We start from the raw sequence: 23639 nt of genomic DNA on the forward strand, positions 1-23639 counted from the left end.
CCCATAACTAAGATAGCCATGTAGATTTTAGGTTGATTGTCTTAATTCTATTTTTGTTATAAATAATTTGGGTTGTAAAAAATCCATCACATGATGATTTCACTTGTACTGTTGCTTAATTTTTCATCCTTAAACTTATGTCGAAATTTTGCAAATTCAGGTCTTGTGCCGGTAATATTTCTAAACAATACTTCATATTCTTTGATAATACCCGGTACTATTAAGTACACTATTATTTAACGAATGCTTCTGGTGGTGGGGCCAACCATTTTTGTCTGTTCAGTATACATATTTATAAATAAACGACTTTAACAAACTTTGACCAATCCTTTGCAAATACCCAATCCCGGTCATGTTTTACTTACCTGAAAAAGGATACGGGATCTATGACGATTATCAACTGGAATTCTTGTAAGATACATTAACTTCAGATTCAAAAGGAAGTGATTGCTATAAATTTAAAACTTACCTTAGTGATAATTTCCCAAGCGGCTTTATTGTCTGAGGTTACTTTAGACGAAAAACAAAAGAAATCAGTAAAAATGAAGATCATCGGATGGGCACTGGTGCCTCTTGCGTATCACAAACTTCATCTTTCAAAAAATAAATTCCTGCAAGTTGGTTATTGTTGTTGATTTGAATTAAAAAATATAAAAAACAGGTAATTTTTTTGATTTCTTCCGAGATACTCGGTTGATCTTGTAAGACATCCCACACAGACCGTGTGGAACAATAAAAATATTAAACTGTTGTGTACCATGCCTCCTCCCTGATACTTATTACAGAGGCACCACGATTATGTAATATACACCACCATCATCACATTGTCAATAATATTTTTCAAACTTTTTATATTTTATTATTTTTATCTTATGAATGTATTTCAAAAACTTACCGATACATCTATTGACTAATGATGTTGTTTCATTTAACATTTAATAACCATAACTTACAATTACTATAATTCTACTATTTTTCATATGGAGGGCATCGCATGAAAATCGAACGCGTTAATGATTATCAGATTCGATGCACACTTACAAAGGAAGATCTCGCAAGCAGAGAGCTAAAAATAAGCGAGCTTGCATATGGGACAGATAAAGCCAAAGATTTATTCCGCGATATGATGCAACAGGCTAATTATCAGTTTGGATTTGATGCGGAGGATATTCCGCTTATGATTGAAGCAGTTCCTATCAATTCCGAGTGCATCGTTCTCATTATAACCAAAGTTGAAGACCCCGAGGAATTGGATACTCGTTTTGCCAACTTCTCGCCTTCACTTCAAAGTGAAATATCCGGCACTGATGCCGATGAGGATAACGAAGAAGATGTTATGGATCTTTTCCAACGACTTAAAAACGAATCCGCAACTGACTCAGATCTCATTGATCAGGTACTTAGCAAGGACCCCCCCGCTAAAGGAAAGGTTGCCGGAGCAGTCGGAAAAAGCCACGTTGAACCTTTCTTCCTTTTCTCATTTGGATCGATGCATGATGTAATGCAATTTGCCTCACTCAATAATGTTTCTGTCTCAGTAAGAAATACCTTATATAAAAATGACTCAAATAGCAGACTTTATCTTCTGATTCATCCTGACGGAGAATCAGCTGCAACTCTGCAGAAACTGTGTACTGTACTTTCTGAATACGGAAAGTCAGAATCCTCAAGTTCAATCAGTGAGCAATACCTTGAAGAGCATTACACTGTTATCATCAGAGACGACGCAATTCAAAAGCTCTCTCAGATTTAAAAATTTATGCCTTCATGGTATCCCCATTTTTAGAAATTTCACATTAACCGTATCTGCTTATTAAAACCTTCCTCATCTTAGGAAGGTTTTTTATAAACGTAATCAATTTTCTTAAATATTTATTTAAAAAGGCTCCGGAGATTGCTCTCCGAAGCCTTTAATTATTTTGTGAAACTATGTTTACACGCTCGCGAGAAATTACTTAGAGTAAAGAGTTACGAGCTTGTTGAGGTAGTCAAGACGCTCCTGTGCGTTCTCCTTTGACTTAGCATAGAGCTTCTGTGCTCTCTCAGGATTCTTGAGCTTAAGTGAAAGGTATCTAACCTCACCATCAAGGAAGTCCTGATACTCCTCTGTAGGAGCCTTGCTGTCAAGAGTGAACTTCTGCTCTGCAGCAGGATTGAATCTGAACATATGCCAGTATCCTGTAGCAACTGCCTTCTTCTCTTCGTCCATAACCTTGTTCATGCCGGCCTTAAGACCCTGGTTGATACAAGGAGCATAAGCGATGATAAGTGAAGGTCCCGGATATGCCTCTGCCTCAGCGATTGCCTTAAGTGTCTGGTTCATATCAGCACCCATAGCGATCTGAGCAACATATACATAACCATAGCTCATTGCGATTGAAGCAAGATCCTTCTGCTTGATCTCCTTACCGCCTGCAGCGAACTGAGCAACAGCACCTGTAGGAGTAGCCTTTGAAGACTGTCCGCCTGTATTTGAGTAAACCTCTGTGTTAACAACGAGAACATTTACATCCTTACCGGAAGCAAGTACGTGATCAAGACCACCGAAACCGATATCGAATGCCCAACCGTCACCACCGAAGATCCACTGTGACTTCTTAGCAGCAAAGTCTTTATTCTTAACAACATACTTAGCAGCATCTGAGCTATCACCTGCGAGTGCAGCTACGAGCTCTTCTGTAGCAGCTGTGTTTGTTGCGCCATTTGCAAATGTATCAAGATACTTCTGAGCTGCATCCTTAGCAGAACCACCGGCAGCTACGATCTCTTCAACCTTTTCCTTGATAGCGTCACGGAGTGCGTTCTGTGCAAGAACCATACCGAAACCAAACTCAGCATTATCTTCAAACAGAGAGTTATCCCATGCAGGACCCTGGCCCTTAGCATTTACTGTGTAAGGTGTTGAAGGTGAAGAGTTACCCCAGATTGATGTACATCCCGTAGCATTAGCAACATACATTCTGTCACCAAAGAGCTGAGTAACAAGTTTAACATAAGGTGTCTCACCACAACCTGCGCAAGCGCCTGAGAACTCAAGGAGAGGCTGCTTGAACTGTGAACCTCTGATAGTTGTCTCTTTAAGCTTCTCAACAACTTCTGTCTTAACAGGAGTCTTAACAGCATAGTCGAAGTACTTCTGCTCATCTTTGTTAGCAGCAATAGCGCCCATCTTAAGTGTCTCGCCAGCCTTGTTACCAACGCAGACATTAGCACATGAGCCACATCCTGTACAATCAAGTGCAGAGATAACAACTGAGAACTTGTATCCGGGAACTCCATTGAGATCCTTTGTCTGAAGTCCTTCAGGTGCAGCTGCAACTTCTTCATCTGTAAGAGCAACTGTTCTGATTGCAGCGTGAGGACAAACGAGTGAGCAGAAGCCGCACTCTACGCACTTTGTAGCATCCCACTTCGGAACGTTAACTGCAATACCTCTCTTCTCGAATGCAGCAGATCCACTAGGTGTGGAACCATCAACATAAGGAAGAAGGTCAGAAACCTTAAGAGTGTTACCTTCCTGAGAATTAACCTTCGACTGGATGTTATTAACGAAATCTACAACGTCCTTGCGATCGCCCTTAGCTTCTGTGAACTCAAGGCCTTCGTCCTTAGCATCCTTCCAGCTCTCCGGAATCTCAACCTTGATAAGGTTCTTCGGATCAGCACCGGCATCGATAGCATCCCAGTTCTTCTTAACTACGTCTTCACCCTTACGGCCGTAAGTCTTCTGAGCAGCATCCTTCATGAACTTGATTGCATCATCTTCAGGAATGATCTTTGTGATGTTGAAGAATGCAGACTGAAGGATTGTGTTAATTCTTGTAGGACCCATACCTACTTCAACACCAATCTTAGAACCATTCATGATGTAGAAGTTGATCTTGTGATCATACATGAACTTCTTAACCTGTCCGGGAATCTCAGTCTCAAGCTGATCTACTGTCCAAGGGCAGTTAAGAAGGAATGATCCTCCATCAACAAGTTCCTGAACCATGTTGAACTTGCGGATATATGAAGGATTGTGGCAAGCTACAAAGTTAGCCTTCTTGATAAGGTAAGTTGACTTAATAGGAGTCTTACCAAATCTAAGGTGAGACATTGTAACACCGCCTGACTTCTTGGAGTCATAATCGAAGTATGCCTGAGCATACATGTCTGTGTTATCACCAATGATCTTGATAGAGTTCTTGTTAGCACCAACAGTACCGTCAGCACCAAGACCCCAGAACTTACAGTTTGTTGTTCCCTCAGGAGTTGTAACAAGTGGAGCACCTGCATCAAGTGAAAGATGTGTAACATCATCATTGATACCGATTGTGAACTGTTCTTTATCTGTGTTGTTGTAAACAGCAACGATCTGCTCAGGAGTTGTATCCTTTGAACCAAGACCGTAACGTCCGCACATTACAGGAACTGACTCGAACTTTGTACCCTTAAGAGCCGCGATAACATCAAGAGCAAGAGGCTCACGGTATGATCCGGGCTCCTTAGTTCTGTCAAGAACTGCAATTCTCTTAACGCTTGCAGGGATAGCATCAACAAGTGCCTTAGCATCGAAAGGACGATAAAGTCTAACCTTTACTACGCCGACCTTCTGGCCCTGCTTAGCAAGATAGTCGATTGTCTCTTCGATTGTATCGTTTACGGAACCCATAGCAACGATGATTGTCTCAGCGTTTGCATCTCCGTAGTAGTTAAAGAGCTTGTAATCTGTTCCAAGCTTAGCATTAACCTTGTCCATGTACTTCTGAACAATTGCAGGAAGCTCATCATAACCTGTGTTGCAAGCTTCTCTTGCCTGGAAGAAGATATCAGGGTTCTGAGCTGAACCCATCTGACGAGGGTGATTCGGGTTAAGAGCGTTAGCCTTGAACTCGTCAATTGCCTCGTGATTTACCATCTCATCGAGATCCTTATAGTCCCAAACCTCGATCTTCTGGATTTCGTGTGATGTACGGAAACCATCAAAGAAGTTAATGAACGGGAGCTTGCCCTCGATAGCAGCCATATAAGAAACAGGTGTAAGATCCATTACCTCCTGTACACTTGAGCTGCAGAGCATTGCTGCACCCGTCTGGCGACATGCATAGACGTCAGAATGATCACCAAAGATGTTCAGCGCATGTGAAGCTACGCAACGAGCTGATACATTGAACACACCGGGAAGACGCTCACCTGCTACCTTGTAGATATCAGGGATCATAAGAAGAAGTCCCTGTGATGCAGTATAAGTAGATGTAAGAGCACCTGCTACTAGAGATCCGTGTACAGCACCTGCTGCACCTGCCTCTGACTGCATTTCTGTGATCTGTACTGTGCGACCGAAGATGTTCTTCTTGCCGGCAGTAGCCCACTCATCAACATGCTCAGGCATAACTGATGAAGGTGTGATCGGGTACATGGCTGCAACTTCAGTAAATGCATATGAAGCATAAGCTGCTGCTTCGTTGCCGTCCATGGTTTTCATGTTTCTTGCCATTTGTATTCCTCCTACCTTTAATAAGATTAATATGGATTTTCAGGATAGGCATGTTAAGCTTTTACACACCTATGCCGTAAAATCGCTAATGTACGCTCTAAGCGCAATTTAAATTCTAACATTGTGATTTCTCAAAGTCAACGCAATCAAGCCATTTCTACGGCTTTCACCCTGATAATTTTTCTAAACAAAATAACGAAAATATAAAAAAAATAAATCTTTTATAAACTAACGCTTCGTTGATAAAACTTATCGTTAAATTGCTTGCTAAATAGACTCAATTATATTATTATATGCTTTGTAGTAGGTAATATAGATAGGGAATGGCAAATCCCAATCGTTTCACATATTACTAACTTTTATTTCAGGAAGGAGATTTTTGATATGGCATACGTTATAAGTGATTCTTGCATCAGCTGCGGATCATGTGCAGGTCAGTGCCCTGTATCTGCTATTTCTCAGGGAGATTCTCAGTTCAACATCGATCCTGATACATGCATCGACTGCGGTTCATGCGCAGCTCAGTGCCCTGTATCTGCTATTTCTCAGGGCTAATTGCAGATTAAAAAAATGAAAAGGGCTTATCGCTTCCGATGATTGATCATCTGAGCGAGGCCCTTTTTTTCATGCCATAATTCATATCCTTATAAGTCTATTATTATAAGAACCGGAATGTCTGAAGGCATTCCAGTTCATTATGTGTAGTCACTGTATCGTCATATTTCGATAATTATTTTTTACCGATCCGTTCCAGGATGCTTTAATACCACCAAGTCGTTCTCCCTTCACATAATAACGAATTCTTGAAAACAGCGGAATCCATGCTGCATCCTCCTGAATGATCGTCTGTTCCAGCTCTCTGTATTCCTTAATTCGCTCATCCTTATCCGCAATGGCACGTGCATCACTAACTCGTTCCATTATATCCTCACGCGGATAGCAAAGACTCCTGAAGGTTGTATTTTCCTTGTTGCCGAAAAATGTATAAATAAAGTTATCCGGATCATTAAAATCCGCTGTCCAGGTAGCCTCATAACAGGAAAGTTTTCCACTCTTTCTAAGCTTCATCCACTCGGCTTCATCGATAACCTCGACAGTTGCCTTTACACCGATTTTGTCCCACATGGATGCTACATCTTCCATCATGGGTTTCTCCCAAGATGATACGGATGATTTGACGCTGATTGTCATTTCAAAGCCATCACCGTAACCCGCTTCGGCAAGAAGGCTTGCAGCAGCATCCGGATCATAGGCTATCTCAGCAAGATCCTCATTATATCCACTGAGACCATGCGGAAAAATTCCCTGCTCTATCTCTCCCTTTCCGTTTAAACTGCTATCAAGAAGCGCCTGTCTGTCCAAAGCCAGCTGAAGTGCCTTTCGCACTGACACATCGTTTAATGGTTCTATTGACTCATTAAGCGCGATGTAAGTAATTCCTACAGGATGCGCCCTGAACAAACGATCCTTATACGAATCATCCTCCAGATATTTATCTGCTACACTGCCAAGGCCATCCAGATCCAGAATATCAAGTTCACCCTTTTCAAATAATGCTGATATCTCATCGGCATCTGACATAAACTTAAGATTCACTCCTTCACACTTAGGCGCCCCATTCCAGCAATCTTTATTAGCTTTCAGCAGCATTCCTTCTCCTTTATTCCATTTCCACAGAATAAAGGAACCTGTCCCGATTGTCCATTCCGGATCAATCCCAAAACGTTCTCCTGCATTTACCGTCGTTTCCTCATCCATAATAGAAGCACCCGGCATAGACAGGCAGGGCAAAAAGGCAGCAAAAGGTTCCTCTAATGTAATGGAAAAATCAAGATCTCCCAAGACTTTAAAGCCTTCAAGCTGATCCGTTTCTCCTGATTGTAATTTATCTGCACCTGCAATTACGTCAACAATATCCTGATTGCAGGAATCCGGATGAGTCAGTAGCCTGGTAAATGAATAAAGCACATCCGAAGCAGTAAGCGCTGATCCATTACTGAAAGTTACGCCATCCCGAAGATGAAAGGTATATGTTAATTCATCATCGGATACTTCCCATTCTTTTGCTAACGATGGTAAAACAACCGCACTGCCATGAGCATTATTTTCCATTTCCACAAGCCGGTCGAAAACATTCTGCGCAATAGTATAGTGAATGGATGTACATTGGAAATCCACTGTGTCCGGCTCTTCCTCAACAGCTATTAAAAACTTTGATACATCAGGTTCAGCATTAGCTTCTTCCTTAACACCTCCGGCATTATCAGCCGCAGATGTGCACCCTGATAACATGGATGTCAAAAGAGCAGTCGCCATTAACAGACACAAGGGTTTATTTGTTTTGTGGTTTTTCATTTCCACCACCTTTCTGCGAAGAATTCTAATTCGCTTCTTTTGCAAGTATTTCTCCTAAATCCTCACTGATCTTCCGATAAGCTTTTAGGAAATCAGGTGTATCATTTTTAATTTTCTCTATATTCTGCTCTCTTCCGGCAAATTCAAGATCTTTTGCCTTTGCTGAAAACTCTTTCATACCTATGGTCAGAGAGGAACTCTTTAACCCATGAAGATTGATAGTATACAGTTCTATATCCTCTTCTGCCACGCACTTTTCAATCAGTTCCGTTTTTTCTTCCATAGTATTGACAAAAATCTCGAGAGCCATCATGTACGTTTCCACATCTCCGCAGTAATCGACGCCTGCTTTAGGATCAAGCCAGGAACATTCAAATGCCGCCTCGGGGATTCCCTCGTAAGGATTCTCCTGCACCTTATCATCGCCGGTTGACAGAATAATTGCATCTTCGGGCAGGTATTTACGCAAAAGATTATCCATATCGGATATATTTACCGGTTTGGTTAAATAATTGGTAAATCCTGCCTCTATCATGCGCTCACGTTCGCCTTGAATGGCATTAGCAGTCAATGAGATGATGGGCGTAGCAGCTGCCTTCTCAGGTTCATTTTCCTTTAAGATTTTCAGTGTTTCCACTCCATTCATCTGAGGCATTCTATAATCCAGAAATACCAGATCATAGGAATTTTTACTAAACATTTCAATACACTCAGGTCCACTGGCGGCTACATCAATCTGCATCTGTGTCGGTTTTAGTAGTCCCTTTATTACCTCAAGGTTCATGATCGTATCATCCACTATAAGAATGTGGCTTTCCGGAGATGTAAATGAGAAGCTATCCGGACGTATACGCCCCTTAACGGACAATGATTCTGCATCAAATTGTCCTATTTCTGTCGGATCCGAAATCTCTTGTACAAGATCAAACGAAAATGTCGATCCCACATTATAGGTACTTTCAACATTAATGTCGGTCCCCATCATCACAAGAAGCTTCCTTGTAATGGATAATCCAAGACCCGTTCCTTCAATCGTATAGGTTCTGCGTGTGTCCAACCGGTCAAATTTCTCAAAGAGCTTACCCATCTCCTCCTCGCGAATTCCTATGCCGGTATCTGTAACGGCAACATGTATTGTCGCATTTTTTTCATCGTTATTCTTAAGAGAAACTGAAAAAGTAACCGAACCTTTCTCTGTATATTTTATCGCATTTGTTAACAGGTTAGTTATTATCTGCTTAATACGAAGCGCATCTCCAATAAGCTCTGTTGGAAGGCGAGGATCGATATTTAGCTGTAAACTAAGTCCTTTGTCACTTGCCCTGAGCTGCAGCATATTATATAAATCCCCGATGATATCCCTCACAGAATATGCTGCGGGAATGAGTTCCATTTTTCCCGCCTCAATCTTGGAAAAATCTAGGATATCGTTGATTATACCCAAAAGATTGTTCCCGGCTATACGGATATTATTACAGTATCCTAAAATATTATCATTGTCGGTTTCTCTGCTGATAATCTCATTCATTCCGAGAACAGTCGTAATCGGTGTCCTGATTTCATGGCTCATATTGGACAGAAATGATGACTTGGCTCTATTCGCCTGTTCCGATTCCGCAAGGGCATGAATCTCTTCCTGTAGGTTACTTACCAGATTTGAAAAGGTCTTTGTCAAAATACCAATTTCATCGTTCCCGCTGTAATTTAGATTAATATCATAATCACCTCTGTTAACCTGCTTGGTAGCTTCAGTAAGTTCATTAAGAGGTTTTGTCATTTGAAGCGCAAACCTGCTAATAATTGCACCTAGAACTATCAGCAAAAAAATCGATACTATCAGTATCCGTTCTACCATTATCTTCCATGTTTTGTTTATTTCAGACGTAGGTACCGATACATTCAATCTCATACCGTTTTCAAGCGGTAGCCATACCCCAAGTTTTTCTTCATTATCTATATTATACCGATAATGAGTCTCTTTGGTCATAAGCTCCGGTGGAACATCCGGCCTGCTCATATCCGTCAGAATAGTCGCATCAATATAAGGATGGTATATCAGATTGCCTTCCATATCAGTAATAAAAGCATAGCCATTATCATACAATGTAATATGTTTGACTTCTGTCGACATTAGTGAGTAATCAATCTCAGCACCAATTACTCCAAGGAACTCTGAACCTAAATAAATCGGTACATTATAGGAGATTACCCTAACATCAATACTGTCTGTGATATAGGGAGAAATCCATATTGGTTCTCCTGTAGTCTTCGGGATAGTAAACCATGTCAATTCACTGGTATCATTGGTGTCATAAAGAGTAATATCCGTAACCTCATGTTCTCTAAATCCCTCATCATCAAGATTGGTATACCAAAATCCCTTTATTTTCTTTGATACCTCAGGGTCAATCCTGTAATAATATGTCAAAACACCATTTGTGTGATTCATGACACGTTCAAATTCAGCCCGCATTCGTTCCACATGCTCACCAAGCTGATCAACCGGTGTATCCTTCAAATCCTCTTCTACGATTTCTGTAATCTTTGTCACCGATTGTTCCGCACTGTCAAAATAGGTATTAAGATTTTTTTGTCCGGTTTCACACAAAAGTAGCAGCATTTGATCAGCATTACTGTTTCCAAGTTTGTAAATAGAGAAAACAGCAATTACTGTAACTGTTATGACTGCAATGACAATGGCACAGACCGTCAGCAGTGTAAATTTTGTTCGTATTGACTTCATGCCGATCTATCCTTTCCGAACTGCATCCATAGCCAGAACAAAATAGCTAAGCTCTTAAATCTTTATGAAAATAGCGGTTTCATCATTAAGTACACCTGCAATCCTCTGGTTTTCATCCATCCTCCTGGCAATATTATCCATATCGGATACAAGAGTCTGTGTGCTCATAGCTGTAGATGAAACACCTCTTACACCATCATCAATAGCTGTTGTTATACTGCTTATTGACTCAGCTATATCGTTAAATGTATCTTTAAAGCCTTCCGTTTTATCAGAAAAATCCGCCATTACGGACTCAATATAATTAGCATTATCCCTATATTTTTCACCATCCTCAACAAATCTTTCAAACTCAGGCAAAATAGAGTTCTGCATATATGCAACAAGGTCATTGGCACTATCAGCAAGATTATGCACCGCATTTACAACAACAGAATTAATCTGCTGGATATTTCCTGCTGTCTGGCGACTGTTTTCAGCAAGTGATCCTATTTCTCCCGCAACTACTGCAAATCCTTTTCCTGCTTCACCGGCTCTTGCTGCCTCAATGGAAGCATTAAGTGACAAAAGATTTGTCTGGCTGGCAATATTCATAATATCATCTGTAAGAGAATTGACCCGGTCAACACTCCGGCTGTCCTCTATTGCCTGATTAAGAGCGGTAAGTATATGCTCAACCTTTGCGTTAGTTTCATCCATATTGATCCTTGCAGACTGCTCCATTTTGTCTGCATGCTCTTTCATTATCTTTGAGTATTCATTTATTTCAAGGCTCTTCCTTGCCATCTCATCAACTTCAAATCTGACTTCCTCAGTGTTTTTATTTATAACTCCGGCACTGTTTGCAACTTCCTGCATAGTCGCCGATAACTCCTGCGCAAGTGCCGACAGATCAGATGCACTGCTGTTTGAAGTCTGTACACTTCCAAGAACATCACTTACAACCTTGTCCATGGCAGTGGAATTGTTGGTTATCATAACAAAAATGTTCTGTAAATGTTCTATAAATTCATTTATTCCTCTGCTGAGAGCTCCTATTTCATCATTTGAATCAACAGTAATCCTTCTTGTAAGATCTCCTTCTCTTCTGTTTATACTCTCGATAATATCATTCAGTTCTGCCTCTGCTCTTATAACAGGTCTTATTACATGTCGAAGTACCATAAAAATAGCTATTATTGCAGAAACGACACTTATTATAATGACTATAACGCTGGATATCATAGACATATCAAATGCACTGTTCAATATATCTTTCTCAGTATTTGCATTTATCTGAAAGGACTCTATTATTGCGGTAACATCGCTGTCAAATCTATCTGACTTCTCTGCCACAAGCCCATTTGCAGTTTCATAGGCATCTTTAGTCTTTTGATTGGCACTCTGAGCTAGTAATATTCTGATAGCATCCTTTAATCCCCTGTAATCTGTCTGCAATTTATCGTAGCTTGCTGAATTATTCTCATTAACAAATCTTTTATAATCAGCTATTGCACTTTCAAGCACATCTTCCTCTGCTTCTATCTGTGCAATAACTGATGTCATTGTTTCAAAATCAGTTGCGACAATATGTGATAAAGCAAGCGTATGCAACTCTTTGGAAGTCTGTCCTATTGTATCCAGCTCCGTAATAGCTGACAGATATTCATCAGCAATTGTCGATGCAGTCTGATTAACTCTTCTTAAATTGATAAGTGCCATCACATTACTAAGAATAGAAACTATTCCCAACAGAAGTATCGGCACCAAAATCATCACACGTATACTAGTCTTCTTTTCCATAGTGATTTCCTCCTCTATTTCTGTGCCTGATGCTCTATGTCTTCAGTTTCAGTATTTTTCTCGGATACCTTCTCACTATCAGAAGACTCATTTGTCTTAGTTTCTTCTGCCTTGGGTCTTTCTATTTTTCCCTTCCCTGTTATTCCTCCTATTCCTTCTAATCTTTCTCCAAAAGTATCGAACTTTGATTCTTCTATCTTTTCACCATTTCCGGTTATTGTATGTTCTACTGTTTTATCTGTATTTTCATCATCATTACTCTCTGCATCTTTACCATACTGGTTCTGCATATCTCCTACAGGTTTTTCTGCTTCATCATCAGGACTATCTACTGCTTTTTCCGGATGATCTTCTGCCTTTTCATCAACAATTATTTCTGTATCTTTTGCTTCTTCCGGGTCTGCTCCATCAGCACTTTTCTCTATATCTTCTGCTGCTTCGTCAGTAGTTTCTGCCTCCTGTCCCGGAGCATCTCCTGTTGTTTCTTCACCTGTTATTCCGGTTACCATTTCATTTAAAAGCACCTGCAAATCCTTGCCTGAAGGATTTCCTTCGCTCATTAGCGTCCCAAATGTAGCTGCTGCATCCCAATATTTCCCCCCAACACGCTGCAAATCAGAATAATCTGCCTGCTGCCAAAGCGCTTTTATCGCTTTAGACCCGGCCACATCTTCGGATTCAGATGCCTTTATATTTGAGGGCCCCTGTCCTCGCAAATTAAATCTTAGCTTCTGGTTCTGTTCATTCGTCATCCAGTCAGCAAATTTAGCTGCCCAGTCCGCATTCTCAGAATATGAGTTGACACCAACCAGCTTATAACCTGCGTAACTTGCCATCTGAAGCTGCTGTCCCGCAACAGTATATGTAGGAAGCTTTACTGCTTCGTAATCATCACCCCATGCATCTTTTATTGCACTTTCATCCCATATACCGCTTACACCTGCAACAAATGTGCCGTCTGCCGCACCTGCTGCAAATCCATCATTACTTACACTACTAAAAGCATGATTACTGCCAATTCTTGCCATTGCCTCAGCAACATCTATTCCGGTTATATCGGTATATTTTGCATTCCAATTACAAAAAGTTGATATTCCGTCATCGTTAAGCCCTATTTCCATATCAGTATTTCCGAAAAATGAATACATATACCAGCCTGAATTCATTTCCATAAATACTTTCTTTCCACAGGCATCAGCTGCTCCAAGAAGCCCATCCATTGTCCGGGCATCCTCTTCATTCACATATTTTTTGTTATAAAAAAGAAAATATCCGTTGTCAGCCGTTAGCGGATAGGCATATAGCGTACTGCCAAAAGATGCTGCCGAACAGGCTGCCGGTATATTTCTTCCTGTAATCTCAATTACATTTTCTACCTTTTTCAGAACACCGGATGCAATAAAACTCATAAGCTGATCATCAGCAAACGTAAATACATCAGGAGCATTTATAACATCTCCAAGTAGATCATCTTTACAGCTTGCTTCACTATGAGGTTCAAACGAAATATTAAATGTGGCCTGTCCTTTATATTGTGCAGCAAAACTGCTTATTATCTGATTTATCAGTTCCTCATCCTCTTTGGCTCCCCATACTCTAAGGGTAACATTACCTGAGGAAAGACCTGTAAAATCACTTTTCTCTTGATCGGTTACATCCACAGTTTCTGATTTATTTCCTCCGCAACCTGTTGTCAAGGAAACGATCAAAGTAACCATAATCAAAAACCCCAACACCCTCTTATGCATCAGCTTACTCCCCTCACTCTGCGAAGCTACGTTCAAGTTCAAGTATTGAAAATCGATATGAATCCATCATTCCATATATTTAAATTTATCATGTATAATGGTCAATTCAATGGATTTTGAAGATGTTTATATACTTTTAATTCTGTTTATTATTTATTTATTTTACGTCTATAAAAAATTTGGATTAGTTCGATAATTTTTTTTAATAGCATTCTGTATCATTTAAAGTGTGAATTTATAAAAACAAAAAAATATCTCAGTTAAAATGTAATTGCTGTCCCTGGCATAGTTGGCAATAAACAGAAAAAGAGAGGTATCTACTAATGAATTCTACACAAAATAAAAAAAGTGCCTACGGCACCTCAACTCCCCTGCCCCTCACTCATGAGGGGTGGGGTTGTTTTTTGCCTCAACTCATTCATAATGAATTTATGAAACGAAATACTCTACAAGATTTATTCCGCGATCATTATGAAGAAATTCAATATACTCTTCACCCCCGCAAGACCGAAATGGAAAACATCGATAAGATGATCAATTGCGGGGATCCTGCCTATGGCGGCGCCATGTACGGCTGCCCTGATTGTGGTACTCTCAAATTTGTTCCCTTTCGTTGTCATTCTAGATTCTGCCCTACATGTGGTGCCATGTATTCACAAAAGCGTGCTCAGGCTATGTCATTTAAGCTCATAAACTGTCAGCACCGTCACTGCGTATTCACCATATCAAAAGAATTACGCCATTACTTTCTCGAAGATCGTGACCTTCTTAATTGTCTTTTTGAAGCTACCAGCAGTGTTATTAACCGGATGTTCTACAAAATCAACAAGAGTCAGAACTTTACACCTGGTTACATCCTTGTTCTTCACACATTTGGTCGTCCTTTGGAATGGAATCCTCATATCCACTGCCTCATATCTGAAGGTGGTGTTGGAGACACCGGCTTCTGGCGCAAAGTAAAGTTCTTCAGTTACCCCTATATGCGCCATGCTTTTCAGACTGCTCTTCTGAATCTAATGGAAGATCGTATTACTGATCCCAATAAGAAAGCATTGTTTAAAAAAGAAAAAGCTCTCTCCTACAAAAATCAGAAAGAAGGCTTCTATGTCTATGGCAAACCCACTCTCGCTGACAGACGTACTGTTGCTAAATATATAGGCAGATATCTTGGTCGTCCTGTAATCGGGCTCTCAAGAATTGACTCTTATGATAAAGAGCATGATACTGTTACTTTCCACTACAACAGACATGAGGACGAAGTCCTTGTCACCGAGACCATACCTTCAATGGAATTCATCAAACGTCTTATACAGCACATACCAGAAAAAGACTTTAAGATGATACGTTATTATGGCGTGTATGGTCGTCATAGGGAGTCAGACAAAAAACTTTACCGTCTGATTCATCCTTCCAAAAAGCCATTCTTTAAATCATTCCTTCAATGGCGTTCAGGTATCCTGTCAGCATTCGGATATGATCCATTAAGTTGTCCCAAATGCAACAGCACCATGAAATTTCTTGAGTTGCGCTTCAACCACAAACGTGTTTCTCTCGAAGACTTATACGAAAAGACAATGGGAAAATGCCGTCCCAAGAGCAGAGCTCCGTCTACAAAAATCGGCATTGTTCCCTCGTATTCCTGCGCATGATAAAATCATGCTACAGGAGGAACAGCCATGGCTAGTAAAGAACTAATAGCAAAGCTTAGAGAGAAATACATCCAGAATCCGCCGGAAGGCATGTCGGCGAATGAAATCCGCGAGATGGACGATGAAGACCTTCTCGATATGGATTACTTTATGCATGAAGATGATGAATTCTTTGATGAGGTAGATTGGTAATTCATAACCAACATACCTCCGCTTTGCGTGGCCCGGTCTTGCCGGGCCTTTTAATTCAAGGTTTCGCCGCCAAGGCGAAATTTCCTATTAAATAAAAAAGACCCTTGGTTTCAATACCAAGAGTCCTTTTATCTAAACTCATTCTTCGAAATTATTTTTTCGGGATGGTTCAAGATTTGCAAATTTTGTAAATTCAGGCAGCCATGCGAGTTCAACAGTACCAATAGGACCATTTCTCTGCTTGGCTATAATTATCTCAGAAACACCCTTACGATCCGTATCCTTATTATAATAGTCGTCACGGTAAATAAACATAACCATGTCCGCATCCTGCTCAATAGCTCCTGATTCACGAAGATCTGACATCATCGGTCGATGATCAGGTCTTGATTCAACAGCTCGGGAAAGCTGTGACAAGGCAACAACCGGAACATTTAATTCACGGGCCAGGGCTTTTAATGCTCTTGAAATCTCTGATACCTCCTGCTGTCGTGATTCTGATGATCTTTTCCCACTTCCGCTCATTAATTGCAGGTAGTCAATCATGATAATGTGAAGATTATGCTCCATCTTATATTTTCTGCATTTGGACTGAAGCTCCTGAATGGAGATTCCGGGAGTATCATCAATTATCAGATGCGATTTACCAATAAGGTCAGCACTTTCTATAAGGTTTTCCCAATCCATATCAGTCATATTACCGGTTCTGATATGCTGAGAATCAACATGAGATTCCATAGACATCAAACGATTTACGAGCTGTTCCTTTGACATTTCCAAAGAAAAAATTGCAACCGTCTTATCCTGATGGAAAGCCATGTACTGCGCAATATTCAAAACAAAAGCGGTTTTACCCATTGAAGGACGTGCCGCAATCAATATAAGATCCGACGGTTGAAAACCTGCTGTCCTGTAATCAAGATCCGTGAATCCGGTCGCTAATCCCGTAACCGTTCCCTGCATCTTGCTTGCCTGCTCTATCTTGTTAAGAGCATTCATGACAACCTCACTGATAGGAACAAATTCTCCGCTGTTTCTCAGCTGAGTAATACGGAAAATTTCTTTCTCCGTATCTGTCATCAGATCTGCCAGATCCATATTATCGTTATAACAATTGTTTATAATATCTCCGCATGAATGAATAAGTTCACGAAGCTTACTCTTTTCATGAACTATCTCAGCATAGAATTTCACGTTAGCTGATGTTGGTACTGCTTCAGCCATGCCAAGAATATAATTCATATCATACACCTGTGGGGGTGCATTTTTCTCTTTCAGATGATTTTGCAAGGTAATTCCATCAACAGGAGTTCCCTCCTTGTGCAGCTCTACCATTGCTTCAAAAAGCATCCCAAGCTGCCTGTTGTAAAAATCATCGCCGGAAATAATCTCAGATGCTATCTGAATAGCATCTTTATCTATAATCATCGCACCTACAACTGACTGTTCTGCCTCAAGACTGTTAGGCATGGTACGCTGTATAACATTTTCTTCAGGCATATCAGGCCTCCGTTACAGATACCTTAAGAGTTGCTGTAACCTTAGGATGAAGCTTTACAGGCACTTCAGTTGTCCCAAAGGTACGAATAGGTTCAGGAAGCTGAATCTTTTTCTTATCAATATCAAATCCAAACTGTTTCTTAGCTTCAGTAGCAATTTCCTTAGAAGAAACCGAACCAAATACTCTTCCGCCCTCTCCTGCTTTCATTGTAAGACGAACGGTCGCCTTTTCAATTTCCTTTGCATACTCCTGCATTTTCTCAAGCAGGGCCTGTGCATCCCTGGCATCCTTTGCCTGATGGTTTTTAAGATTTGTAAGATTTGCTTTTGTAGCTTCTACCCCCAACTTTTTGGGTAAAATAAAGTTAGATGCATATCCATCGCTTACCTTTACAATATCACCCTTTTTTCCAAGTGATTTAACATCCTCAAGTAAAATTACTTCCATAACTTCCTCCTCTATAAACACATGTTTTTATCTGATTCATACCGGTATGTTTTCAGATGTTATTATATTTTATGAAAAATGACACGTATAAAAATGCCCCTCTTTATCATCAGCAATTATTATCAAAACCCGATACTACATTAAAAGAACGTAGAAACTGATAAACTATATTATGCCAATTCACCGGATTCTATCATGCTATCAAGCTGACTCTTTATCATATTTTTAGCTTCCTCTAAGCTAACACCTTCAAATTGACATCCGGCAGAACTGATATGACCTCCTCCACCGAGTCTTTCCATGATTATCTGAACATTAACCTCATCTATAGAACGTGCACTCACATAGATCTGATTCTGATAATTTGTAAGAGTAAAGCTTGCTTTAACTCCTTTAATATTTAGAAGTTCATTAGCAGCCTGAGCTGCAACTATTGTAGGACTCTGGACTTCATCAGCAGAGCATACCGAAATAGCATATGCTCCACGATATATTTCTGCCTGCCCCACAGCATCAGCCTTAGCCTTATATTCTGTAGCATCTTCTCTGAAAAGCTTTCTTACTCTGGTTACATCAGCCCCGTTTCTCCTAAGAAAAGCTGCAGCTTCAAAGGTTCTGACACCCGATTTATTCATGAAATTATTGGTATCAACCACAATTCCCGAATACATACTGTCAGCTTCCTCTGTACGGATCTTGACAGTCTCATCAATATACTGTAAGACCTCTGAAACCATCTCACATGCACTTGATGCATAAGGCTCAACATACGACAATGTAGCATTTTCAATAACTTCAGTTCCCTGTCTGTGATGATCAAGAACAACTATTGTTTTACAGAACTTCAGTAATTCCGGACACTCTGTAATACTTGGCTTATTAACATCAACAACAACAAGAACAACATTATTACCTGCAATATCAATTGCCTGCTGATTATTTATAATCATGTCAGACTCATATTCCGGATTATCCTTAAAGAGATCTACCAGCGGCTTCATGGAATTTGTCACATCATTTAAGACAATATGGCATCTTCTGTCCAATGTTTTAGCTATTCTGTATATGCCTACCGAAGAACCAAAGCTGTCAACATCTCCAAGTCTGTGTCCCATTACGATTACAGTATCTTTACCATTTATAATTTCCTTTAGAGCATGAGCCTTTACCCTTGCTTTTACTCTGGTACTCTTCTCTACCTTCTGACTCTTTCCTCCAAAGTACATTATCTCATCCGGAGTTTTAACAACAGCCTGATCTCCTCCGCGGCCCAGCGCTACATCAATAGCATTTCTTGCAAACTCATAATTCTGAGCATAGGAAAGTCCATCAAGTCCAACACCGATACTTAATGTAACAGCCATCTCATTACCTATATTTACGGTTTTAACATCCTCCAGAATGTCAAATCGAACTTCCTTTAAGTATTGAGCTGACTTTTTTGGCATTACAACAAAATACTTATCTTTTTCAATCTTCTTTGCAATACCATCACAGGTAGCAATATACTTATTTATTTTTCTATCAATAAGGGCTGTAAGAAGTGATCTCCTAACCTCTTCAACACTCTCAAGTGCCTCGTCATAATTATCTATATAAATAAGTCCTGCAGCAAGACTCTGCGAATCTACTTCGTTAATTGCAAGTCTTAGAGCGGTTTCATCAAAAAGATAAACTGCTATCAGATATCCATCATATCCTTCCGCATCAATAATATCACTATTTACAGCCATCTCCTCCAAGGATATCTTTCTCATCTTCAATGAATAGAAATTACCCTCAAACTCGACATCATTATGCGTTTCTTCATCTCCCACAGGAAATTTATCCGGAGTAATATTTGAAAAAAGGACAGAAATAGATTTTCTGAATCCTTTGTCCTGATGCGTTGCCCTTTCAAATGCCACATTAGTCCACACTACTTTACCGGTGTCATCCAGAAGAGCATACGGTAGATCCAGTTCTCTTAAAAGACGCTTTTGTATTTGTCCATATTCCGTAGCAAAGCTTACCAATTCATTCATTATGATTGGCTTGTTATAAAAATCCAGATATAATACGGCCATACAATAAAGCGCTGTAAATGCCGCAACTATAAGTCCGGCCGTGAAATCCACCGTGAACACGGCAATCGTCACAAATGCCAGTAATATTCCAAGATAAATAAAAATACGAAGAAATGTCCTTAGTTTTCCCTTTAACTTTATTCTAGTCTTCGGCATAACCTGTTTCTCCATCCTAATGCGACAATTCGCCTATATACCCTCTAATAATAACATAAATCAAAAAAAAAGACACTTTTCAGAATTTCTCCTAAAAAGTGTCCCTCTATTTATATCTTGATTATGTAAGTAACAAAAAGTTACTCTGCCTCGTAAGGCATAAGTGCAAGATGTCTTGCACGCTTGATAGCTGATGTAAGCTCTCTCTGGTGCTTAGCACAGTTACCTGTGATACGTCTGGGAAGAATCTTTCCACTCTCAGAAACAAACTTCTTCAGCTTTGCTGTATCTTTATAATCAATAGCGTTGTCTTTTCCACAGAAAACACAAACTTTCTTTCTTCTGTGCATACCACCTTTTCTTCTTACAGGAGAATCGGTTCTATCAGACTTATTGAAAGCCATTGTGGTACCTCCTTATCGAATTCTAGTTGACAATCCCCTTTCGGGTATTACAAATCAATTAATTGAACGGAAGCTCCTCATCAATTCCATCGGGAAGATTGATGAACCCATCACCTGAACCATTGTTACTTGGTGCATCAAATGAAGGTGCGGGTGAGCTACCTGAGAATCCGGCATTTCCACCATTAGCATTTTTGCTCTCAGCAAATTCCTGATCCTCAACTACTACTTCAGTAGTGTATACTTTCTGGCCTTCCTTATTAGTGTAACTACCGGTCTGGATACGGCCTGTGACGGCAATTTTAGTTCCCTTCTTGAAGTATTTCTCAGCAAATTCACCACTCTTACCAAATGCAACACAGTTAATAAAATCTGCGGTCTGACCATCCTGGTTATTTCTGTTAAATCTTCTGTCTACTGCAAGTGAATATCTTGCAATTGCAAGAGAACTCTCCCCCTGAGAATATCTTACCTCAGGATCTCTTGTTAAACGTCCCATAAGTATAACTTTATTCATATTTTATCTCGTCCTTTTCTATTTAGGCCTCGTCCTGCTTAACAAGCAAATAACGAATGACGCCATCGACGATGCGGACACGCTTCTCGATATCAGCAGGTGCTGTAGTCTCAGCATCGAACTGAATGAAATAATAGAAGCCTTCATTCATCTTGTTGATCTCATAAGCAAGCTTCTTCTTGCCCCACTCATCAACATTTGTGATCTGTCCGCCGAATCTCTCGATCAAAGCCTTGCACTTGTCAACTGCAGCTGTTCTGGCGTCGTCTTCGATCTTTGCGTTAACGATAACGGCTAACTCATATTTTGTCATGCTTTCTTACCTCCTTTTGGTCTCTGGCTACCGTTTACATTACGGTAACAAGGAAATTATCACAGAGATAAACTTTATCACAAAAATAGAGTCATTGCAAGTAAAATTTGTAAAAAAGGCCTGTTTTTATGATAGTCAGAATTATAAACGAATTAACTGACAATTATCAAACCTGGCTTAATACTTCGCCAATAGGTCCCTGTATCACCAAATCTGCCTGACTATCTCTGGTAGTAGCCTGTTTATTTATCAGCACAAGCTTATGTCCTCTATAATAATCAATCAATCCTGCAGCAGGATATACGACCAGAGAAGTTCCACCAATTATAAGTACATCCGCATTTGCTATGTAATCCACTGCCCTGCTCATAACATCCATATCAAGTCCTTCTTCGTAAAGAACTACGTCCGGTTTTATACGTCCTCCACAATCACAATATGGCACACCTTCACACTCAGCCATAAAATCAAAATCATAAAACTTTCCACAACGTTCACAATAGTTTCTATGAACGCTCCCGTGAAGTTCAAGGACTTCTTTGCTACCCGCAGCCTGATGCAGTCCATCTATATTCTGTGTAATGATTGCTCTGAGTTTTCCCTGTTTTTCCAATTCGGCAAGCTTTAAATGAGCTTTATTAGGCATTATTCCTTTTACCAGAAGTTTATCTTTATAAAATCTAAAAAATTCTTCAGGCATTCTCATGTAGAAGCTATGACTCAGCATCTGTTCAGGCGGGTACTTGTAGTGTTGATGATAAAGACCGTCTTCACTTCTAAAATCCGGAACCCCGCTCTCGGTAGATACTCCGGCACCTCCAAAAAAAACTATATTATCACTACCATCAATTAATTCTTTTAACTCTCTAATCTTATCATCCATAATACCTTGCCTCACATGATTACAGAAAACATATTACAAATTAAAAGCCTGCTTTTTTAAGAAGATCCGCTAAAGAAGTGGTAGCTTCTCCCTCACTCTCGAACTCTATCTTTTCTTCAGTAATTTCCGTAGCTGCCACATCCTGAAGAGCTTTCATACTAAGGCTCAATTTGCCGTCCTTAATAGCTGTAACTTTTACCTTCACTTTATCTCCAACCTTCAAAACTGCACTTGGATGCGCAATTCTTTGATTAGAAATTTGTGAAATATGAACCAATCCGGAAAGTCCATTACCAAGATTAATAAAAGCTCCATAATTCTGAAGGCTTTCCACAGTACCTTCAGTTACAAGTCCAACCTGAACATTTGATATTTTCTGTGCCCTTTCCTCATCTGCCTTCTCTCTCAAAATCTCTCTCGCAGAAAGAACAAGCTTCTTATCTTTTTCATCAGCTGTTATTACTCTAACATCTATTTTTTTTCCAACAAAATCATTTAAAGCATCGTCATCTACATAATTCAAGGAAATTTTAGATGCTGGTATAAACGCTCTTATTCCTTCCAAGAAGCATACTACACCGCTTTTTACAGCTTCAACTACTGTAACCGTTACATTTTCCTGACTCTCCAATAACGCTTTCAATTTATCCCACGCAAGAATCTGAGTAGCCTCTTTTTTGGACAGGAGTATATTTCCATTTCCATCATCTGTAGCAACTACTGTAGCAGAAATCTCATCACCTACCTTTATATCGGTACGGATATTGAACTTAGGATCATCACTTAAATCCTCAGCCTTTATAACACCCTGCGTATAATATTTAATATCAAGAAGCACATATGTATCTTCTACTCCTATAACAGTACCGGTTAAAATATCCCCTTCTTTTATCTGCCTAAATGATCTGTCAATCTCATCCTTGAAATCTTCCATTGATTCCATTGTAAAACCCCTCCTTAAAAATCCACATATTATGTTATTTTCGGAAAAACTATCTGAAATAAATTATACAACGCAATATCTAAGAATTGTATAAAAAATACATATAATTATACAAAAAGAAAGCCTTAAATGCAATTGCATTTAAGACTTAATTATAAAGGTGACTGACGGATTTGAACCGACGATCAGGGAGTTGCAGTCCCACGCCTTACCACTTGGCTAAGTCACCATATAATGACTCCGACGAGGCTCGAACTCGTGTTACCGCCGTGAAAGGGCGATGTCTTAACCACTTGACCACGGAGCCATGTATTTTTCCTGCCTCGCAGGGATTTCGATTGTAGGTCTCCGTACAACCAGCTCCCCAAGTAGGACTCGAACCTACGACACTTCGGTTAACAGCCGAATGCTCTACCGACTGAGCTATTGAGGATTATACCGTACCTTCAAAACCGAACACT

The 23639-nt window shown here is 39.9% G+C and carries 17 protein-coding genes and 3 tRNA genes; 4 read left to right on the plus strand and 16 right to left on the minus strand.

All coding sequences use genetic code 11. The annotated features are described in order from the left end of the window. The first annotated feature begins 994 nt into the window (after positions 1 to 994). Positions 995 to 1753: an adaptor protein MecA gene (locus BV60_RS0116040; RefSeq protein WP_029323365.1), complete on the plus strand. Its 759-nt coding sequence runs from the start codon at positions 995 to 997 to the stop codon at positions 1751 to 1753. 198 nt (positions 1754 to 1951) lie between these two features. Here BV60_RS0116040 and nifJ read toward each other — a convergent pair whose 3' ends face one another. Then, the gene (gene nifJ, locus BV60_RS0116045) at positions 1952 to 5479 is read right to left on the minus strand and encodes a pyruvate:ferredoxin (flavodoxin) oxidoreductase (protein ID WP_029323366.1); all 3528 of its coding nucleotides are present in this window, start codon (positions 5477 to 5479) and stop codon (positions 1952 to 1954) included. A gap of 384 nt (positions 5480 to 5863) precedes the next feature. On the opposite strand from nifJ, the gene BV60_RS0116050 reads away from it, so the two are divergent. Next, positions 5864 to 6034 carry a DUF362 domain-containing protein gene (locus BV60_RS0116050; RefSeq protein WP_022760404.1) on the plus strand — a complete coding sequence of 57 codons (171 nt, stop codon included), beginning with the start codon at positions 5864 to 5866 and terminating at the stop codon, positions 6032 to 6034. A 150-nt stretch (positions 6035 to 6184) separates the two neighbouring features. On the opposite strand, the gene BV60_RS0116055 is transcribed toward BV60_RS0116050, so the two are convergent. Genes BV60_RS0116055 through BV60_RS0116070 form a run of 4 tightly spaced genes read right to left on the minus strand, consistent with a single transcriptional unit; the run spans position 6185 to position 14107 of the window. Beyond that, complete coding sequence (locus BV60_RS0116055; RefSeq protein WP_029323367.1) at positions 6185 to 7834, minus strand: ABC transporter substrate-binding protein; 1650 nt, start codon at positions 7832 to 7834, stop codon at positions 6185 to 6187. A gap of 25 nt (positions 7835 to 7859) precedes the next feature. Continuing rightward, a complete protein-coding gene (locus tag BV60_RS22250) occupies positions 7860 to 10577 on the minus strand; it encodes a hybrid sensor histidine kinase/response regulator (protein WP_051656799.1) in 2718 nt (905 codons plus the stop codon). 54 nt (positions 10578 to 10631) lie between these two features. Then, positions 10632 to 12359 carry a methyl-accepting chemotaxis protein gene (locus BV60_RS0116065; RefSeq protein ID WP_029323370.1) on the minus strand — a complete coding sequence of 576 codons (1728 nt, stop codon included), beginning with the start codon at positions 12357 to 12359 and terminating at the stop codon, positions 10632 to 10634. 14 nt (positions 12360 to 12373) lie between these two features. Beyond that, complete coding sequence (locus BV60_RS0116070) at positions 12374 to 14107, minus strand: extracellular solute-binding protein (protein ID WP_081846726.1); 1734 nt, start codon at positions 14105 to 14107, stop codon at positions 12374 to 12376. Positions 14108 to 14538: 431 nt separating this feature from the next. Here BV60_RS0116070 and BV60_RS21275 point away from each other — a divergent pair, with 431 nt between their 5' ends. Together BV60_RS21275 and BV60_RS23530 are read left to right on the plus strand one after the other, a co-directional pair. Beyond that, positions 14539 to 15756 (plus strand): IS91 family transposase, encoded by a 1218-nt coding sequence (locus tag BV60_RS21275; protein WP_051656875.1) that lies wholly within the window; start codon positions 14539 to 14541, stop codon positions 15754 to 15756. 27 nt (positions 15757 to 15783) lie between these two features. Continuing rightward, on the plus strand, positions 15784 to 15948 hold the full coding sequence (locus tag BV60_RS23530) for a hypothetical protein (RefSeq protein WP_170832732.1): 165 nt from the start codon (positions 15784 to 15786) through the stop codon (positions 15946 to 15948). A gap of 138 nt (positions 15949 to 16086) precedes the next feature. Here BV60_RS23530 and dnaB read toward each other — a convergent pair whose 3' ends face one another. The 11 genes from dnaB to BV60_RS0116135 form a co-directional block, all read right to left on the minus strand. Beyond that, a complete protein-coding gene (dnaB, locus tag BV60_RS0116085; RefSeq protein ID WP_029323374.1) occupies positions 16087 to 17448 on the minus strand; it encodes a replicative DNA helicase in 1362 nt (453 codons plus the stop codon). 1 nt (position 17449) lies between these two features. After that, positions 17450 to 17896: a 50S ribosomal protein L9 gene (rplI, locus tag BV60_RS0116090; RefSeq protein ID WP_029323375.1), complete on the minus strand. Its 447-nt coding sequence runs from the start codon at positions 17894 to 17896 to the stop codon at positions 17450 to 17452. Between the two features lie 170 nt (positions 17897 to 18066). Further along, positions 18067 to 20118, minus strand: coding sequence for a DHH family phosphoesterase (locus BV60_RS0116095; protein ID WP_029323377.1), 2052 nt, complete (start codon positions 20116 to 20118; stop codon positions 18067 to 18069). Positions 20119 to 20258: 140 nt separating this feature from the next. Continuing rightward, on the minus strand, positions 20259 to 20522 hold the full coding sequence (rpsR, locus tag BV60_RS0116100) for a 30S ribosomal protein S18 (protein WP_029323380.1): 264 nt from the start codon (positions 20520 to 20522) through the stop codon (positions 20259 to 20261). 58 nt (positions 20523 to 20580) lie between these two features. Next, positions 20581 to 21039 (minus strand): single-stranded DNA-binding protein, encoded by a 459-nt coding sequence (locus tag BV60_RS0116105; RefSeq protein WP_029323382.1) that lies wholly within the window; start codon positions 21037 to 21039, stop codon positions 20581 to 20583. Between the two features lie 22 nt (positions 21040 to 21061). After that, a complete protein-coding gene (gene rpsF, locus BV60_RS0116110) occupies positions 21062 to 21352 on the minus strand; it encodes a 30S ribosomal protein S6 (protein WP_029323384.1) in 291 nt (96 codons plus the stop codon). A gap of 166 nt (positions 21353 to 21518) precedes the next feature. Continuing rightward, positions 21519 to 22235: an NAD-dependent protein deacylase gene (locus tag BV60_RS0116115; RefSeq protein WP_029323386.1), complete on the minus strand. Its 717-nt coding sequence runs from the start codon at positions 22233 to 22235 to the stop codon at positions 21519 to 21521. Between the two features lie 40 nt (positions 22236 to 22275). Then, a complete protein-coding gene (locus BV60_RS0116120; RefSeq protein ID WP_029323388.1) occupies positions 22276 to 23178 on the minus strand; it encodes a S1 RNA-binding domain-containing protein in 903 nt (300 codons plus the stop codon). Positions 23179 to 23336: 158 nt separating this feature from the next. Continuing rightward, a tRNA-Cys gene (locus tag BV60_RS0116125) sits at positions 23337 to 23407 on the minus strand. A 6-nt stretch (positions 23408 to 23413) separates the two neighbouring features. Continuing rightward, positions 23414 to 23485, minus strand: a tRNA-Glu gene (locus BV60_RS0116130). A 53-nt stretch (positions 23486 to 23538) separates the two neighbouring features. Continuing rightward, a tRNA-Asn gene (locus BV60_RS0116135) sits at positions 23539 to 23611 on the minus strand. Positions 23612 to 23639 lie beyond the last annotated feature (28 nt).

It is taken from the genome of Butyrivibrio sp. AE3004 (genome assembly GCF_000703165.1).
Lineage (GTDB): Bacteria > Bacillota > Clostridia > Lachnospirales > Lachnospiraceae > Butyrivibrio.

Excerpts from the sequence above, each read along its gene's own strand:
- BV60_RS0116040 (WP_029323365.1), top strand. The coding sequence starts at position 995 with ATGAAAATCGAACGCGTTAATGATTATCAGATTCGATGCACACTTACA.
- nifJ (WP_029323366.1), bottom strand. The coding sequence starts at position 5,479 with ATGGCAAGAAACATGAAAACCATGGACGGCAACGAAGCAGCAGCTTAT.
- BV60_RS0116050 (WP_022760404.1), top strand. The coding sequence starts at position 5,864 with ATGGCATACGTTATAAGTGATTCTTGCATCAGCTGCGGATCATGTGCA.
- BV60_RS0116055 (WP_029323367.1), bottom strand. The coding sequence starts at position 7,834 with ATGAAAAACCACAAAACAAATAAACCCTTGTGTCTGTTAATGGCGACT.
- BV60_RS22250 (WP_051656799.1), bottom strand. The coding sequence starts at position 10,577 with ATGAAGTCAATACGAACAAAATTTACACTGCTGACGGTCTGTGCCATT.
- BV60_RS0116065 (WP_029323370.1), bottom strand. The coding sequence starts at position 12,359 with ATGGAAAAGAAGACTAGTATACGTGTGATGATTTTGGTGCCGATACTT.
- BV60_RS0116070 (WP_081846726.1), bottom strand. The coding sequence starts at position 14,107 with ATGCATAAGAGGGTGTTGGGGTTTTTGATTATGGTTACTTTGATCGTT.
- BV60_RS21275 (WP_051656875.1), top strand. The coding sequence starts at position 14,539 with ATGAAACGAAATACTCTACAAGATTTATTCCGCGATCATTATGAAGAA.
- BV60_RS23530 (WP_170832732.1), top strand. The coding sequence starts at position 15,784 with ATGGCTAGTAAAGAACTAATAGCAAAGCTTAGAGAGAAATACATCCAG.
- dnaB (WP_029323374.1), bottom strand. The coding sequence starts at position 17,448 with ATGCCTGAAGAAAATGTTATACAGCGTACCATGCCTAACAGTCTTGAG.
- rplI (WP_029323375.1), bottom strand. The coding sequence starts at position 17,896 with ATGGAAGTAATTTTACTTGAGGATGTTAAATCACTTGGAAAAAAGGGT.
- BV60_RS0116095 (WP_029323377.1), bottom strand. The coding sequence starts at position 20,118 with ATGCCGAAGACTAGAATAAAGTTAAAGGGAAAACTAAGGACATTTCTT.
- rpsR (WP_029323380.1), bottom strand. The coding sequence starts at position 20,522 with ATGGCTTTCAATAAGTCTGATAGAACCGATTCTCCTGTAAGAAGAAAA.
- BV60_RS0116105 (WP_029323382.1), bottom strand. The coding sequence starts at position 21,039 with ATGAATAAAGTTATACTTATGGGACGTTTAACAAGAGATCCTGAGGTA.
- rpsF (WP_029323384.1), bottom strand. The coding sequence starts at position 21,352 with ATGACAAAATATGAGTTAGCCGTTATCGTTAACGCAAAGATCGAAGAC.
- BV60_RS0116115 (WP_029323386.1), bottom strand. The coding sequence starts at position 22,235 with ATGGATGATAAGATTAGAGAGTTAAAAGAATTAATTGATGGTAGTGAT.
- BV60_RS0116120 (WP_029323388.1), bottom strand. The coding sequence starts at position 23,178 with ATGGAATCAATGGAAGATTTCAAGGATGAGATTGACAGATCATTTAGG.